Origin of the sequence: Paenibacillus oryzisoli, from assembly GCF_001653565.1 — a bacterium.
Classification (GTDB): domain Bacteria; phylum Bacillota; class Bacilli; order Paenibacillales; family NBRC-103111; genus Paenibacillus_E; species Paenibacillus_E oryzisoli.
In genome coordinates, this window is record NZ_LYPB01000092.1 from 47,365 (window position 1) to 62,233 (window position 14,869).

The following is a 14,869-nucleotide window of genomic DNA, read 5'->3' on the forward strand; positions in this document are numbered from 1 at the left end:
CGCTCTCCTATTTATTCAAGTAGGTTAGACCTTGTTTCCCCATTGCTGTCCAAGTTTCAATAAACTGCGCTTTGTTCACTTTTACTTGCTTCTTTCCACTCAAAGGGTCATTTAAGTAAACATTCGTTTCGTCAAATCCAACAAGGACAACAGCATGCTCGGAATATGTTGTCTTTATTGGACCGATTGGCGTATCCCAGGTTACCCATTTGTACGGAAGATTATAATCAATCGTCGTCCAGACGATAACTGGTATCCCATGGGCCACTTGCCCCTCGTATAATTCAAATGATTCACCTGTAACATTAATCGCTTGAGGAATATTGTTTTTCAACAGTGGAAACAATCCTGCAGCATAAATACCAAAACCTCGCTTCTTACGAGTTACGTCTCCAACGAAGCCTGAGTTCGGATTGCCCCAGTAAGTGATGTTACCGTTCCCATCCAGTGTTGCTGGCGTCATATCTGTAGGCATTTCAGAGACCAAATCCATCTTCGATTTGTTAACGCCATAGTACTGCAACAGCATCGTGAGACTCGTGATCTCACAGCCCGCGGGCAGTTCAGGTAATTGCTGTATGCTGGGGACATCCAACATGGCTGATTGGACCTGTGCAGCCGAAGGCGACGGTGTCGGCTTCACGGTTTCCTTCGCCGCAGGGGTGGGCTTATCAACTGCTAAGACTACTGGACCAGAAGCGAATAAAGCTGGTTCTTTCCCTGTAGCCTTCGCATAAAGCAATACAGCAAACACGCTGCTCGCAAATGTAAGACCCGCTACGAGAAACAATCCAAACGTCACTTTCAAGCCTTGCCAAATAATCCTCATGCTGACTCACCCATTCAATGTAATTGAGATTCTAGGACTCGCTCACTAGCTCAACCTGTGCACCAATCGAACGCAAGTGGTCGAAGTATTGTGGATACGATTTCGCCACATGGTGGGCATCCCGAATCGTTAAACCCTTCTCAGAGCGCAAACCAACTACAGTTAAAGCCATGATAACACGATGATCGAAATGCGCATTAATTTCGACGCCACCTTCCACCCCTTGTGGTTTACCATGAACAATAATTTCACTCTGACGCTCTTCTACATGGGCTCCAGCCTTGCGAAGCTCATTCAAATAATCTGTGATACGATCACACTCTTTATACCGCAGGTTCTCAACATTGTAGAATCGTGAAGTACCTTCTGCAAACACAGCCGCAGCAACCATAGCAAGAACCGCATCTGTGAAATGATCACCGTCGAATTCTCCCGCAACTAAGCGCTGATTCCCACGTACATGTACAACACCATTGTCATGCGTTAAGTCAACACCCATTGCCTTCAGAACATCCACACAAGCCTTCTCGCCTTGCTTGCTGTTCTCTTCTAGTCGAAGCACGCGAACATCGGAATTCGTAACCGCAGCGGCAGCTAGAATGGCTGCTGAACCCGGATAATCGCCTTGGATCACATATTCCTTGGCTTCATAGGATTGTCCACCTGGGATACGGTAGTGCATCAAATCCTCACTTGCGTGAACGACGATGCCAGCCTGAGCTAATACTTCAAGCGTTTGTCCTACAATAATTTTGGACTTCAAATCATGCAGAACTTCAATTTCACTGTCTTCTTCCAATAGTGGCGTCATGAACAACAAAGAACTCAAGAACTGCGAACTCACATTACCAGAAACGGTAATTTTACCACCGCGAGGTTGTCCCCCTTTAATTGTTATCGGCAAACGACCGTTATTATGTTGTACTTCTACACCCATTTGTTGCAAAGTATCGATTAAATCATCGTGAGGACGTTTCCCCAATGATTCTGGATATGTATTAACGAATGTTACTTCTGGACAGAAAGCAGCCGTAGACATCAAAAAGCGAAGTACAGCACCCGCATTCCCAACGTTCAACTCGGACACATGCTTAGGGTTCTTACCGAAGCCTGTGATGACGATTTTCTCATCATCTTCTTCAATAATAGCGCCAAGATCACGCACACATCGTCTCATTGCGTCGCTATCTTCACTATGAGCAGGGTAATAGATTGTACTTGTCCCATTAGCTAGTGCACCGATTAGCAAGTAGCGAGTTGTGTAGTTTTTGGAGGATAACGCATTAATTTCCCCTTGAAGATGGGAAGTTGGCTTTACGATGGCTTTCATGTCGTTTATTAACTCCTTCTCGAGTAGTTTATATGTATATATCCAGCACAATGAATGCCAAGAAGCCAAACATTAGCGGAAGATAGATCCTAAGATTTATTGACAGTGTACCATACGAATTGTAACTTGGGAACCATCTCTCCTAGCAGAAACGTCATGGAGAGGTTAGGTCAATGAAACACTTCGTTTGACATCACCGTGTTATATTTCTATCATATTAAGATAAGAAGCTTTCTTCTGAAAATACAAACATGGAGGCATATCATGGACACGATTCTACCATCCGAGATCAAAGCAAGACTCGCACAAGGAGAGCAGCTAACACTTATCGACGTTCGCGAAGATGAGGAAGTAGCGGAAGGAATGATTCAAGGCGCACTACATATCCCATTAGGCCAATTACCCGAGCGGCTTAGCGAGATCCCACAAGTCGACGAAGTTATTTTGGTATGCCGTAGTGGAAATCGAAGTGGACGCGCACTAGGCTATCTAGAAGCCAATGGTTATAAAGGACTTAAGAATATGACTGGCGGCATGCTCGAGTGGGAAGATTAAGCTGAAAAGCTTATCTTCTCCTTAGTGGCGCGCCGCTTGCTGAATGATGCGATCCGCGATTTCATCCTCATTCAAATTTGTCGTATCAATGGACGTATGAGCGAAATCATACGCATGCTTTCTTTGCTCCATTAACGAATGAACACGTTCTTCCAAATCCCCCTGCAGCAAAGGTCGATTCGTATCGCTGCTTACTCTTTGGATAATCGTTTCTGCATCCGCATTCAATGCGACAACAAAGCCATGCTGTAACATGCATTTTCGATTAGAATCTGCAAGTACTGCACCACCACCCGTCGCAACAACTTGTCCCTCACTGTCTAATATACGTGCCAACGTCTCGGTTTCCAGGGCGCGAAAATGTGCTTCGCCATGATTGCGGAATATTTCCGATATACTCGTCTGTTGCACTTCTTCTAACACAACATCAGAATCGCAAAAACTCCATCCTAAACGCTCTGCAAGTTTCTTGCCTACAGTTGATTTCCCTGTTCCCATGAATCCAACAAGTACAATATTTCTGACTGTCACACAAATCCCCTTTTCCCATACGCTAGTCATACAAACTTTCCCAACATCATACCATAGCCCTTACAGCATGAATACAATCCAACAAAAAATCATATAGTAGTGTGAATAAATTCTAGCACAAACAGTTAAGATTGGAAGAGAGACCACCAAGGTAAGGAGAGATGGAGCTTTGAACCCAACTGTGCTGCAGCCCAACCAAACTACTGCCTTTACGAACCGCACACAACGCAAATTGGAGCAAATATTGCACCCGAGCTATACGCTATGCAAAGAGGATGTCGTCTGGATTCTAGAATTTATTAAGAAAAAAGTGGCTGAAGAAGACCCGATGTTGCAAGGTCTAACTCAACCACGATTATTAAGAAATTTCCGTTATTTTGCCGAGATTTCGCTCATGCTCATCCACAAACGCAATGGCTTCGATCAAGAAGCTGATCGTCTGAAGATGTGGCTGCGAGAAGCGGCTTACGGCTTACAAGATAAGCAATAATTACTCGTTACCCATCCAGTTGAAATGGAAGGATCCTTCTTTGTCTACACGTTGGAACGTATGAGCCCCGAAGTAATCACGTTGTGCTTGTAACAAGTTAGCTGGCAATCTTTCTGTACGGTAGCTGTCATAGTAAGCAAGTGCGGATGCGAAAGAAGGAACTGCGATACCGCGAGCAACCGCTTCTGCAACTACTTGTCTCCATGAACCTTGGTAGTTATGAACAACGTCTGTGAAGTAAGAATCAAGCAATAGGTTTTTCAATTCCGGATTGCGATCATACGCATCCTTGATATTTTGAAGGAAACGAGCACGGATAATGCAACCGCCGCGGAAAATCATCGCGATGCTGCCGTATTTCAAATCCCAGTTATATTCTTCGGAAGCTGCTCTCATTTGAGCGAAACCTTGTGCATACGAACAAATTTTGCTTGCGTAAAGAGCTTGACGAACAGCCTCGATAAACGCTTTGCGATCCCCTGTGAATGCTGGAGCATCAGGTCCTTTGAGTACTTTGCTTGCTGCTACGCGTTCTTCCTTCATCGCAGAGATGAAACGGGAGAATACGGATTCTGTGATAATAGAAAGCGGCACACCAAGGTCCAGAGCACTTTGACTGGTCCATTTTCCTGTTCCCTTTTGTCCAGCGGAATCCAGAATCACATCAACCATTGGTTTGCCTGTCTCAGCATCATATTTCGTGAAGATGTCACGTGTGATTTCAATTAAGTAGCTATCTAGCTCCCCATTGTTCCACTCTGTGAAGATCTCATGAAGCTCTTCTGTACTAACGTTAAGCACATCTTTCAGCAACTGGTAGGCTTCACAAATCAATTGCATATCTCCATACTCAATGCCGTTGTGCACCATTTTGACATAGTGGCCCGCGCCGTCTGGCCCGATATACGTACAGCAAGCGTCTTCGCCAACTTTGGCAGAGATTGCAGTAAGGATTGGCTCAACCAATTTATAAGCGTCTTCTTGGCCACCTGGCATGATTGAAGGTCCTTTAAGCGCGCCTTCTTCACCGCCGGAAACACCTGTTCCAACGAAACGAATACCGTGAGCTTCAAGCTCTTTGTTGCGGCGTTGTGTATCTGGGAAAAATGCATTCCCGCCGTCGATCAAAATATCGCCCTTATCCAAATGCGGAAGCAATTGGTTAATTGTGTCATCCGTAGGTCCGCCTGCTTTGACCATGATCAAAATTTTGCGCGGAACTTCAAGGGACTGAACAAACTCTTCAATCGTGTATGTACCTACAAGTTGCTTACCTGGTGCTTCACTTAGAAGCTCCTTCGTTTTCTCAGCAGAACGGTTGAATACGGATACCGTAAAGCCTCTGCTTTCAATGTTTAATGCTAAGTTTTTCCCCATTACCGCTAAACCTACAACACCTATTTGTTGCTTAGACATGTCTCTCATACACCCTTCCGATATATAAATAGTTTAAATCGTCATCGCGCCAAAACCGCCGTCTACTCTCAAAACTGTTCCTGTTACAAAGCTCGATGCTTTCTCTGAAGCCAGGTACACCGCAGCACCTTGAAGCTCTGCAGCCTCACCAAATCGATTCATTGGCGTATGACGCATAATGGATTCGATCCGCTCAGGTGACAAAATCTTACGATTCTGCTCTGCTGGGAAAAAGCCTGGAATAATCGCATTGACACGCACGCGGCTCGGAGCGAACTCACGAGCTAAGTTTTGTGTGATATTATTCACAGCTGCTTTGGAAGCGGAGTAAGTGAAAACACGAGAAAGTGGTGGATCCGAAGAAACGGATGAAATATTAATAATGCTTCCGCCTTCTCCTCGTTCAACCATGTATTTCCCGAATACTTGGCAAGCTAGCACGACGCTTTTCAAATTTACCTCCATAATAGAATCCCATTCTTCCATGGAAATGTCAAAGAAAGGTGTCGCACTATTTTTACCTGGACAATTCATGAGGATATCCGCACTGCCAGACCAAGCGATTACATCTTGAAGGACTCCCTCCAAATCTTCACGTTTCGTTGCATCTGCTTGGAAAGTCTTAGCTTCGCCGCCAATCGCCGCAATACCCTCACGAACCTGCTCGCTTTTCTCTTGATTGCGCCCAACGATAGCTACTTTTGCACCATGTCCAGCCAGGGCTAAAGCCATGGAGCCACCAAGTGTGCTATTACCGCCAATAATTACTGCTGTTTTCCCAGAAAGATCGAATAAGTTCATTGTCGTCATCCTCTCGAATACTAGTGTTTTGTCTCTCATACTTTATGATTGAGGACTCCGTAGGTGCTGACTTTGAAAAGCGGTAATCGCGTCGAATTGATCTTTTAACTGATGATATACGCTCGTATAAATAGATGTCAATTGTTGATATACGCGATAATCGTTTTCATTCACCTCGTGAGCCTTTCCTACCCCGATCCATTTGTGGGCATGTGATAAGTCGTCGATCTCTCCCATCGCGAGCAAACCAAGCAAAGCTGCACCAATTCCTGAGCCCTCTATAGAGTCTGGAACGGTTACGGCTGTACCAAGCATATCGGTCATCATCTGACGCCAGAACTCCGAACGAGCGAAGCCGCCTGATGCCCGAATAACAGTTGCAGGTCCCATCATTCGTTCCAATGATGTGGCAACGGCTTGAATGGAGAACATAACGCCTTCCAATGCAGCACGAATCATATGCTTCTTCTGATGACTAAGCGATAGACCGAAATAAACGCCACGTGCATTCGCATTCCAATAAGGAGCGCGTTCGCCCGACAGCAAAGGCAAGAAGAGCAAACCATCAGAACCTGCACCCACTTCAGCAGCAAGTGCGGTCAAGTGATCGTAGGGATCCATGCCCATGCGGCGAGCTTCCTCGGCTTCTGCTGTCGCGATCTGATCTCTCACCCAACGGAAGACGATCCCTCCATTGTTAATCGGCCCGCCAACGACCCAGAAGTTCTCCGTTAACGCGTAACAGAATAACTTACCTTCTGGATCCGTTTGCGGCTTGTTGACGACACTGCGAACTGCACCGCTCGTGCCGATCGTAACCGCGACAACACCAGGCTCGAAGGCACCTACGCCAAGGTTGGCAAGTACACCATCAGAAGCGCCAACAATAAACGGCGTTTCCGCGGACAAGCCCATCAAAGCAGCATACGCCGCGCTCATACCTTGTACACGATGTGTGGTAGGCACAAGCGTAGAGAGCTGTTTCGGCGTTACGCCTGCATAGTCAAGTGCCCCCTCATCCCAATCCAATTGCTCGAGATTGAATAAGCCAGTGGCACTGGCTAGCGAATGGTCAATTACATACTGACCAAACAGCTTGGCAAACACATACTCTTTAATCCCTATAAATTTATGAGTCTTTTGAACAAGCGCCGGTTCATGTTCGCCGAACCACTTCAATTTCAAAAGTGGTGACATCGGGTGAATCGGTGTGCCCGTTCTCGCATAAATCTGTTGACCAAGTCCATTCTGCTTCAAATCCTCCGCATATTTCGCGGCACGATTGTCTGCCCATGTAATACATTGGGTTAATGGCTTATTAGCCTCATCTACCGCGATTAGACTATGCATCGCCGAGCTGAAAGATACGCAAAGCACTTGTTCAGGCGAGATGTCTTGCTTACGAACAACGGCGCCAATTCCATGAACCACCGCATCAAAGATTTGATCCGGATCCTGTTCAGCACGATCTGCGGCAGGTGTGAATAATGGATATTCGATGGAATGGGAGGCAAGTACCTGGCCATCCCGATTGATGACCAGTGTTTTGGTGCTCGTGGTACCGATATCAGCCGCAATGATATAGGGCTTCTGACTTTCCGTCATGTGCGAAGATTCCCCTCTGCATTAAATAATAAATCATAAGGCTCTGATAAAATTTCGATATCCGGATGCTGACGAGCAGCATCAAGGAGGTTCACTGAAATTTCAATCTCACCTAAGTGGAGTGTATCTTGGATACGAACAAGCTTACAGGTCGTATAATCCAAGATATTACACGTTTTCACGGCTGCTTTGATTGCATAGAAATCATTTTCTAACGTCGTCGCGATTTTCGTTGGTGCGCACACGGTCGATGTTAATCCGTTGGCATAGGTGAATTCTAGATTTGTTTTATCTACCAAACGTTGTGTCGTAAAATCAGCCGTACCCACACCATTAGCATTGCCTTTGGTTTCATGTGTCAAATCAAGAACAACCATCTTCGACACTTCGGGTCCGCCATGTGCATACGGGGTAGGATAGCGCCCCGTCACGTTGGGATCCATGCCATCGCCGCTAATGTTTTTACCGATGTAGTCAATTACAAGAACATCGATTTCATCGAATAAAATTTTGGGTAAACGAGATTTCGCTTCTACAAGCAGAAGCTCCTCACGTGCCTCAATCTCAGCCGCAGGAAGTACTTCAACCTGACAAGTCTCGTCGTAAGCATTCTCAACAAGCGCTACTCCGAAAACGATGGGCAGCTTCTCAATCATCAAATTCGCCATAGCGGGGACATTCTCAGCCATGTATTTAAATCCGAGCTGATGGCAAGCTTCCGCGCCTTTTTGTTTACCAAGACCAATCGCGATCATCTTCATGATGCCGCTCTCAATGCGTCCGCGGAATGCTGTATGCGGTTTAACACGATTAATGACGACAATGGCGTCTGCTTCTGATGCAATGCGATCCACATAAACAGGCAAACCGTTTGGCAGCTGATCAATTTGAACAACTTCCATAGAAGAACGAATAGGTGCACCCATCGTTTCTTCGGTAATACCGAAGTGCTGAAGCACCTCAGTCTGACCCTCTGCCGTCGCCCCGCCATGGCTTCCCATACAAGGAACGATAAACGGATGTGCCCCTCTCGCCTTGATCGCATCCAAGGTTGTCTTCGTGAAGCCCGCGATATTCGCAATCCCTCTACTTCCTACGGCAACAGCAACCTGCTGTCCAGGAAGGATGCTGGGCATAACCCCGCTGCTTTCCAACTTATCAGCAAGCTCTTGCAGAGGATTGTCCAAGATCGTACGATCGAACTTCTGGCGAATTTTGACCATTTGTGGAATCGGAATATCATTTAACAGCTCTCGTAAAACACTCATCGATTTCTCCCACTTTCCTTATGCATGTAATGGTTGCACGGATTCCCGAACAATTAACTCTGTTCGCAAGAGCACTTGCTCTGTTTCATTCAATTTGTTCTCTATATTACCTAGAAGACGCAATGCGCCTTCTTCGCTAATTTGTTCTATCGGCCTGCGTACAGTCGTTAAGGCTGGGGTCACGTATGCTGCGAAAACCGTATCGTCAAAACCGACGACAGATATGTCTTTCGGAACTTGCAAACCTGCTTCAAATACGGCTTTAATAGCTCCCAATGCCATCTCATCATTGCAGCAAAAAACCGCAGTCGGTCTCTCTTCGAGGCTTAGAAATTGCCCCATCGCCTTATGACCGCTTTCCAAATCGTAAAGTCCTGGCATACGGAACGAATCTGGAACGGTAATCCCATAATGCTCCATTGCACGTTCAAAGCCATCCTTGCGATTCTGTGCCGATTTAAATCCCTTACGTCCCTCGATTAGAGCAATTTTCTTATGCCCTTGGTTGACAAGGAAAGCTCCTGCATGAAAAGCACCTTGCTCCTCATCCGAGAGGACATTCAGAACACCAGGGGTGTCCACAGGCCGATTCAGTACGACGAGCGGAATTCCTTTGTTGGCAATATGCTCAATAATCGGCCCATCATCATCACTTTGGCTAACAATAATTATGCCGTCAAAGCTCTTCTTGGTGATGGAATGAAAGCTCGTGTAATCATCAATACCCTTGACAATCAATTGGTACCGATCTCGAATTACGGAGTTAACCCCTCGAATGGCCTCGTAGAAGAAACCAGCAGAAGTTCCATTGCTTAGTGTGGTAAAGAATAGCCCTAAGTTATACGAACGATCCAACACTAAACTTTTCGCATTATAATTCGGCGTGTAATCCAGCTGTTCAGCGATGATGCGAATGCGCTCCTTGGTCTCTTCCTGGATGAGCGGACTGTTATTCAACGCTCTGGAAACTGTCGTGTGAGAAACCCCCGCGAGCTTCGCAATATCCTTAATAGTTGCGCTCATACATTCACCTCAAGTAGAAGCATATCACATCCATGCACACGTTAACAATAGTCTTTTCGCTAGACAAAAAAACTCCCCTTTCAGGGAGTGTATCACCTATGATATTTATAATTCCTCTTATAAACACACAAAAGAGAGTCCCGTATACGTTCATACAGGCTCTCTTTCATCCCAGCACACTATTCATTCTCACATCTCCAATAGAAGCATTTCTTGTCTCAACTCGATCAATTTCACTTTACTTTCCATGGCGGCTTTGGTGTCCCCTGAAGACAGTGCATCTTGCAACGTAGCTAATTCATAATCAAGCTCCATGCGCAAAATAGGGATGCGTTCATCTGTCCTCTTCGATCTTAGTGCTTGCATGACTTCTTCTACGGTCACAGCAGGCTCCTTCTGATACAGCACCTTATGTTCAATTCCGCTAATCTCCACCATGCGGATGATTTCCCCGAACATAATATTCTCAATGAGAATTTGCCGATCCTTAAATCTTTTAACTACGGCATGACCTCGCGTATCGCCAATCAGCTTCTCCATCATTTCAGCAAGCTTCTCATCTTTGAATGAATAATTGCCAACAATCTTATACTTCTCGCCGATCCGTTCGAATTTCAGTTTAATTAACTTGCGTCCAGTACGAATAGAAATGATAAACTGAAGTTCACTTTCATTCCAGTATAGCGAGTAGCCTTCTTGGATGAGTGCTTTAATGAAGTTCCGGATTAGCCGGCGATCAAATCGTAACTCTAGGTTGCAATATTCCACTTCATGACTCTTACTCACGGCAATCCCCTCCATAATTGGCGCAAACCATTTATTTAAATATTCAGACAACTTGTGTTCTTACAGTTATCTTATTATGAATTCTATGTTTTAGCAACTTGGATTATGGATATTTTTTTAAAAGAAAGCGCACAAAAAAGCCGATGCCTGTTTGCCATCAGCTACAGCCCATGTCACGCTAACTAATGATTAATGCCAGCCCCAGAAAAATCCATCGCGTTCCCATGCTGCCCTGCCGCCATGCAATTTCTTGAAGATTTTCTTAACCTCTTTGGAAATGGCTTGATTTCCATTGTCATTCACATAAATAAAGGATTCCCCAAAATTCTTAAGAATATAGTCGACGGCCTCCTTTTGATACAAAATCCCTGCCGATTTCAACTCATTCAACATCCACTCTGCAACGTCATTCGCAGTCATTCGCCAACCATTCTCCCTTCCTTGTCCATTCGACCAGTATACCATACTTCCATGCAAAATCCGCACTTGACTAAGGACACGAGCACAATCATCGCAAAAGTCGCGCTTAGCCCATGCCATCTCCCCCATTACTCCATATGCTATGTCGAAAGTCAATGAACAGGTCTTATAACAGAGAGGGTGAATGAAATGGGTTATGGCGTAGCAGGTGTAGGTGGCGTTGGCTGTGGCGGTGGTTCGTCAGCAGCAGCAATTTTGGTACTTTTCATCTTGTTGGTTATTATCTCTAGCGCTTTTGTAATCTAATACTTCACAGATATCAAAGGGCAGCCCTGCACGTCAGGAGCTGCCCTTTGAGTTCATTAACCTGCTTCGGACTCCATCGGCTTGAGGATAGCTGAGCCAATACTCATCAGGATAAGCCCGAATAATGCCAATACCCCCATATGCATCCACATGTGAGATAACGGTTGACCTGCTGACATTCGTTCAATAGCATCGAGTGCCCACTTTTGCGGAACAAAGTTTGCGAGCTTTTGCATCCAATCCGGCATGAGACTAATCGGCCAGAAGCATCCACCAAGCATGCAGGTTGGTGTGACAACGAGTGAGTTAATCACGTTCATATTGGTTGCATTTTTAACCATGCTAGCTACAGTACTAGCTATTCCCATGCTCGCTAGCAAGAAGAATTCTAAGATAATAAACTGAGGTAGGAATGGGAGGCCATACTCATAACCAGCTACGTATCTCGTAATGAAGAGAATAACAAGCACTTGAAGTGTGCCTACAGCAAAGCTGCCCAAGAAATTCCCTGCTACAATTTCAATAGCCCGTACTGGCGCTGTGTACGTTCTTGCCATGGTACGAAATCTTCGATCTTCCATAACGAGGGACACCGTACTATTGATTAAACTCATCATAAAGATCAGCATAAAACCAATGACTATATGCATGTTGGGATTGGTATACATATGCAAATCCGTTATGTTAGGACTTATTTGATGCTTTTGCATGAAAGCTAGAGTTTGCAAAGCGAGCTCTTGCAAAGCAGTCCCTGTCAGTCCCTGCTCACTATATGTGGAGATCGTGTCTTGATACCTAGCTAAGATCCCATCTAGGCTTATTTGAAGCGTAACCGTTGATTCATTCGCATTCAGTTGATACATCTCAAGCTGCGGCGGAGTTCCTCCAGCGAATAACTTTTGGCTTAAATCAGCTGGAATGATGAAGGCGCCGGTGACCTTCTGTTTAATAACATCGCTTTTCAACTCAGCTTCAGAAGCAGCCGATACCAGCCGGTAGTCAGGGAATGCACCCAATTCTTGTACGATCTGCGTGCCTAAAGTACCTTGATCTAAATTAAGATAGGCGATATCTGCTCGATTCTCGCTTTGTTTACCAAGAACTGCAATAATTAGTGAAACTGCGGCAGTTGGAATAATCAAGTAGAGAAGCAATCCTTTTCTTTGAAAGAGAGACCGACGAAGCATATTGAGCGCGATCACAATGCTATTACTCATGATATCCCCCTTTCCGGTACACAAGAAATGCAAGCAGCGCAAAGCCGATTGCCATACAACCAGTAATCCATAGGTGATGACCTACTATCGCAGCTTCGCTCCCGAGCATGAGTTGAAACATGCTTTGCATCCCCCAATAGTTTAGTGTGAATAAACCGAGTTGCTTCAGAAACCCGTCTGGAAGTTGTGTAAAGCCCCCACTTAAGAACGTCATGACGAGAATAACCATCTGGAATGTTGTAGCGATTGTTTTATCAGACTTGGACAGAAGCATGATCACGGTAGCCAAGCTCATAGAAGCTATAATGATACATAAACATATGAGAAACAATGTGAATAGCTGAGAACCCCAATCGACACCATAGATAAGGTTTGTGGCTCCAATGATAACGATGACTTGACCGATGGCTAGGAACATATTCCCGCTAATTTTGCCCAGTAACACTTGATAATCATGAACAGGCATGCTATTTAAGCGTGATAATGTGTGATTCTCCTTTTCACTCTGTAGACTGAAAGCAGTAATCATTCCCGAATATAATAAAAACATGACGAGAATCGATGCCGAATAGTATTGCATGGCGGTGTAGGTTTTATTTGCAGTTGTTAAATGGCCTACATGCACCAATGAAGGTGTTCCAGATGCAGTTGGTGCAGTTAGGTCTCCGACTTGTTTTATAGGCTCCAAAGCAGTTGTACGTGCCGTCATTTGCATGGCCTGAATCTGATTCACTTTGTCGAAGTATGTGCGAAACACCATTTGCGCTGTTAGATTTTGCAAAGAATCATAACCTTGAATCATCTCCCACTGGGCTGCCTTCCCTTCCTGCACCAGCTGACTGAATTCACTCGGGATTATGACTGCAAATTCAGACTCTCTGTCGTTCAACCGTTTTATAGCTTCTTCACGCGAGGCAACTGCATGTATAAGTACGTGCCGTTGCGTCTCTGCCGATTCCAGGAAACGCTGAAAACCTTCACGCAGGCCGCCAGTATCTGATTGGACAACATCAACCTTCACGGCATGTAGAACTTTATCTTCGACCTTAAATACACCTGAAAGTGCTGACCCTAGAATAAAAATAAGCAGCAATGGCATTAAAAATTGAATCAACAGCACGTGGCGAGTCCGCAGCTTTCTGATGATTTCATACTTAGCAATGGTCCATATTGGCATGTGAATTTCCCCCTAATCTCGCAAGGTTCTTCCGGTCAAGGACAGGAACAAGGCCTCTAGATCAGGCTCCACCTGGGTGAGCGATTGAATCTTAACCTGATGTTTAGACAGGATAAAAAGAATGTCTTGCAAATAACTTTGTGACGCTTTTACGATCAGCTCGAGCGATTGTTCATTTACATTTAGCTGTTTAGTCAACGGATGTTCTCTCAACTCGTTCACGGCTTGATCCGTCAGGTTTGTAGTTTGAAGCACAATTTTATTATCTTGCGAGACTTGATCACGCAGTTCTTCTTGTGTACCACAAGCGATGAGTCGACCATGATCCATGATGCCAACTCTTGTTGAAATCGCCGAAACCTCTTCCATATAATGGGAGGTATAAATAATCGTTGAGCCCATGCGATTTAATTCTCTGACGGATTCCAGAATATGATTACGTGATTGAGGATCGATCCCAACTGTGGGTTCATCCATAATAATGAGCTTCGGATGATGCATAATCGCACAAGCAATATTAAGCCTTCGCTTCATGCCGCCAGAAAATGAACTAGGTTTATCACTCGCACGGTCTAGGAGACCCACGAATGCTAAAGATTCCTCTACTCGCTCCTTAAGTAACTTTCCTCTCAGCCCGTAAAGTTTAGCGAAGAAAGTAACGTTCTCCCGAGCTGTTAAGTTCTCGTATATCGCTAAATCTTGAGGAACAAGCCCCAAATTTCGTTTAATTTCCATTGGGAATTTAATAACCGATTTGCCACCTACCTGGATATCGCCTTGATCAATTTTCAGCAGACCGCTCAGCATGTTAATCGTGGTACTCTTACCTGCTCCATTAGGTCCTAACAAGCCAAAAACTTCACCCTCCCGAATCGTCAAATTCAGATGGTCAACTGAAATACGATCATCATATTTCTTAACTACTTGCTTCAATTGAACAAAGCTCATCTATTCTCTCCCTTTCTTCCCTGCACTGATTTGATTACTGTAATTGTACGTTATTGCGGGCAAACCGACAGGTAGAAGAAGTCATGTGGCAAGGTGACGAAAGTCACGTTCTTTTTGTTAAGAAAATGGTTATCCAACGAAAAGGCGTATGATATACTTTCTTTACT

The 14,869-nt window shown here is 45.0% G+C and carries 16 protein-coding genes; 3 read left to right on the plus strand and 13 right to left on the minus strand.

Annotated features, from left to right (window positions below; genetic code table 11):
* Nucleotides 1–7: 7 nt before the first annotated feature.
* Both A8708_RS31565 and aroA read right to left on the minus strand, forming a co-directional pair.
* Nucleotides 8–829, minus strand: a complete 822-nt coding sequence (locus A8708_RS31565; RefSeq protein ID WP_068670540.1) for a C39 family peptidase — start codon at nt 827–829, stop codon at nt 8–10.
* Between the two features lie 31 nt (nt 830–860).
* Entirely contained in the window at nt 861–2,159 is a 1,299-nt protein-coding gene (aroA, locus tag A8708_RS31570; protein ID WP_068670542.1) for a 3-phosphoshikimate 1-carboxyvinyltransferase, read from the minus strand.
* 264 nt (nt 2,160–2,423) lie between these two features.
* Here aroA and A8708_RS31575 point away from each other — a divergent pair, with 264 nt between their 5' ends.
* Complete coding sequence (locus A8708_RS31575; RefSeq protein WP_068670544.1) at nt 2,424–2,714, plus strand: rhodanese-like domain-containing protein; 291 nt, start codon at nt 2,424–2,426, stop codon at nt 2,712–2,714.
* A gap of 21 nt (nt 2,715–2,735) precedes the next feature.
* Here A8708_RS31575 and A8708_RS31580 read toward each other — a convergent pair whose 3' ends face one another.
* The gene (locus A8708_RS31580; RefSeq protein ID WP_068670546.1) at nt 2,736–3,275 is read right to left on the minus strand and encodes a shikimate kinase; all 540 of its coding nucleotides are present in this window, start codon (nt 3,273–3,275) and stop codon (nt 2,736–2,738) included.
* Nucleotides 3,276–3,414: 139 nt separating this feature from the next.
* On the opposite strand from A8708_RS31580, the gene A8708_RS31585 reads away from it, so the two are divergent.
* Nucleotides 3,415–3,735 carry a hypothetical protein gene (locus A8708_RS31585; RefSeq protein ID WP_239696914.1) on the plus strand — a complete coding sequence of 107 codons (321 nt, stop codon included), beginning with the start codon at nt 3,415–3,417 and terminating at the stop codon, nt 3,733–3,735.
* Here the strand turns inward: A8708_RS31585 and gndA are convergent, their stop codons facing one another.
* The 7 genes from gndA to A8708_RS31620 all read right to left on the minus strand — a co-directional run bounded on the left by gndA (nt 3,736) and on the right by A8708_RS31620 (nt 11,054).
* Complete coding sequence (gene gndA, locus A8708_RS31590) at nt 3,736–5,151, minus strand: NADP-dependent phosphogluconate dehydrogenase (RefSeq protein ID WP_068670547.1); 1,416 nt, start codon at nt 5,149–5,151, stop codon at nt 3,736–3,738.
* A gap of 33 nt (nt 5,152–5,184) precedes the next feature.
* The gene (locus A8708_RS31595; protein WP_068670551.1) at nt 5,185–5,952 is read right to left on the minus strand and encodes an SDR family oxidoreductase; all 768 of its coding nucleotides are present in this window, start codon (nt 5,950–5,952) and stop codon (nt 5,185–5,187) included.
* A gap of 42 nt (nt 5,953–5,994) precedes the next feature.
* Nucleotides 5,995–7,557, minus strand: a complete 1,563-nt coding sequence (gene gntK, locus A8708_RS31600) for a gluconokinase (protein WP_068670553.1) — start codon at nt 7,555–7,557, stop codon at nt 5,995–5,997.
* Nucleotides 7,554–8,825 carry a nickel pincer cofactor-dependent isomerase, group 22 gene (locus tag A8708_RS31605; RefSeq protein ID WP_068670555.1) on the minus strand — a complete coding sequence of 424 codons (1,272 nt, stop codon included), beginning with the start codon at nt 8,823–8,825 and terminating at the stop codon, nt 7,554–7,556. The genes gntK and A8708_RS31605 overlap by 4 nt, the downstream gene beginning before the upstream one ends.
* A gap of 18 nt (nt 8,826–8,843) precedes the next feature.
* The gene (locus A8708_RS31610; protein WP_068670557.1) at nt 8,844–9,848 is read right to left on the minus strand and encodes a LacI family DNA-binding transcriptional regulator; all 1,005 of its coding nucleotides are present in this window, start codon (nt 9,846–9,848) and stop codon (nt 8,844–8,846) included.
* Nucleotides 9,849–10,037: 189 nt separating this feature from the next.
* Nucleotides 10,038–10,634, minus strand: coding sequence for a hypothetical protein (locus A8708_RS31615; protein ID WP_056612513.1), 597 nt, complete (start codon nt 10,632–10,634; stop codon nt 10,038–10,040).
* A gap of 189 nt (nt 10,635–10,823) precedes the next feature.
* Entirely contained in the window at nt 10,824–11,054 is a 231-nt protein-coding gene (locus A8708_RS31620; protein WP_068671034.1) for a DUF6953 family protein, read from the minus strand.
* A gap of 189 nt (nt 11,055–11,243) precedes the next feature.
* On the opposite strand from A8708_RS31620, the gene A8708_RS35085 reads away from it, so the two are divergent.
* The gene (locus A8708_RS35085; protein ID WP_082593678.1) at nt 11,244–11,360 is read left to right on the plus strand and encodes a YjcZ family sporulation protein; all 117 of its coding nucleotides are present in this window, start codon (nt 11,244–11,246) and stop codon (nt 11,358–11,360) included.
* Between the two features lie 56 nt (nt 11,361–11,416).
* Here the strand turns inward: A8708_RS35085 and A8708_RS31625 are convergent, their stop codons facing one another.
* From A8708_RS31625 to A8708_RS31635, 3 genes are read right to left on the minus strand one after another with little or no spacing between them, the layout of a single operon-like run.
* Entirely contained in the window at nt 11,417–12,577 is a 1,161-nt protein-coding gene (locus A8708_RS31625) for an ABC transporter permease (protein ID WP_068670559.1), read from the minus strand.
* The gene (locus A8708_RS31630; RefSeq protein ID WP_068670560.1) at nt 12,570–13,754 is read right to left on the minus strand and encodes an ABC transporter permease; all 1,185 of its coding nucleotides are present in this window, start codon (nt 13,752–13,754) and stop codon (nt 12,570–12,572) included. The genes A8708_RS31625 and A8708_RS31630 overlap by 8 nt, the downstream gene beginning before the upstream one ends.
* 12 nt (nt 13,755–13,766) lie before the next feature.
* Complete coding sequence (locus tag A8708_RS31635) at nt 13,767–14,702, minus strand: ABC transporter ATP-binding protein (RefSeq protein ID WP_068670562.1); 936 nt, start codon at nt 14,700–14,702, stop codon at nt 13,767–13,769.
* Nucleotides 14,703–14,869 lie beyond the last annotated feature (167 nt).

Excerpts from the sequence above, each read along its gene's own strand:
- A8708_RS31610 (WP_068670557.1), bottom strand. The coding sequence starts at position 9,848 with ATGAGCGCAACTATTAAGGATATTGCGAAGCTCGCGGGGGTTTCTCAC.
- aroA (WP_068670542.1), bottom strand. The coding sequence starts at position 2,159 with ATGAAAGCCATCGTAAAGCCAACTTCCCATCTTCAAGGGGAAATTAAT.
- A8708_RS31565 (WP_068670540.1), bottom strand. The coding sequence starts at position 829 with ATGAGGATTATTTGGCAAGGCTTGAAAGTGACGTTTGGATTGTTTCTC.
- A8708_RS31595 (WP_068670551.1), bottom strand. The coding sequence starts at position 5,952 with ATGAACTTATTCGATCTTTCTGGGAAAACAGCAGTAATTATTGGCGGT.
- A8708_RS31630 (WP_068670560.1), bottom strand. The coding sequence starts at position 13,754 with ATGCCAATATGGACCATTGCTAAGTATGAAATCATCAGAAAGCTGCGG.
- gntK (WP_068670553.1), bottom strand. The coding sequence starts at position 7,557 with ATGACGGAAAGTCAGAAGCCCTATATCATTGCGGCTGATATCGGTACC.
- A8708_RS31635 (WP_068670562.1), bottom strand. The coding sequence starts at position 14,702 with ATGAGCTTTGTTCAATTGAAGCAAGTAGTTAAGAAATATGATGATCGT.
- gndA (WP_068670547.1), bottom strand. The coding sequence starts at position 5,151 with ATGTCTAAGCAACAAATAGGTGTTGTAGGTTTAGCGGTAATGGGGAAA.
- A8708_RS31620 (WP_068671034.1), bottom strand. The coding sequence starts at position 11,054 with ATGACTGCGAATGACGTTGCAGAGTGGATGTTGAATGAGTTGAAATCG.
- A8708_RS31575 (WP_068670544.1), top strand. The coding sequence starts at position 2,424 with ATGGACACGATTCTACCATCCGAGATCAAAGCAAGACTCGCACAAGGA.
- A8708_RS31605 (WP_068670555.1), bottom strand. The coding sequence starts at position 8,825 with ATGAGTGTTTTACGAGAGCTGTTAAATGATATTCCGATTCCACAAATG.
- A8708_RS35085 (WP_082593678.1), top strand. The coding sequence starts at position 11,244 with ATGGGTTATGGCGTAGCAGGTGTAGGTGGCGTTGGCTGTGGCGGTGGT.
- A8708_RS31625 (WP_068670559.1), bottom strand. The coding sequence starts at position 12,577 with ATGAGTAATAGCATTGTGATCGCGCTCAATATGCTTCGTCGGTCTCTC.
- A8708_RS31580 (WP_068670546.1), bottom strand. The coding sequence starts at position 3,275 with ATGACTAGCGTATGGGAAAAGGGGATTTGTGTGACAGTCAGAAATATT.